Source organism: Pseudomonas sp. HMSC063H08 (genome assembly GCF_001813645.1).
GTDB lineage: Bacteria > Pseudomonadota > Gammaproteobacteria > Pseudomonadales > Pseudomonadaceae > Pseudomonas > Pseudomonas aeruginosa.
Genome location: NZ_KV813413.1, coordinates 712 through 920, shown reverse-complemented (window position 1 = coordinate 920; position 209 = coordinate 712). Strand labels below are relative to the sequence as shown.

Annotated in this window: 1 pseudogene; it reads right to left on the bottom strand. The window is 63.2% G+C overall.

What is annotated here, in order from left to right:
* Positions 1-209 (bottom strand): annotated as a pseudogene (locus HMPREF2924_RS36935) (hypothetical protein); the annotation flags it as partial.

Genomic DNA, 209 nt, shown 5'->3' with positions numbered 1-209 from the left:
TCGGTCTGCCAGCGGAAGCCATGCACCGGGAACCCTATTCCAGCCTGGTCACTGAACTGCGGCAGCCCTGTCTCGTTGTCCAGGACATCAATCAGGCGCTGGTACGACACGGACAAGTCTTCGGACTCCTCGGGCCGCTGCTCGAGCACAGGCCAGCCCCGGTACGTTGTCGAGGGCATGACCTCCGGCCAATCGCTGCTGTCCATCAC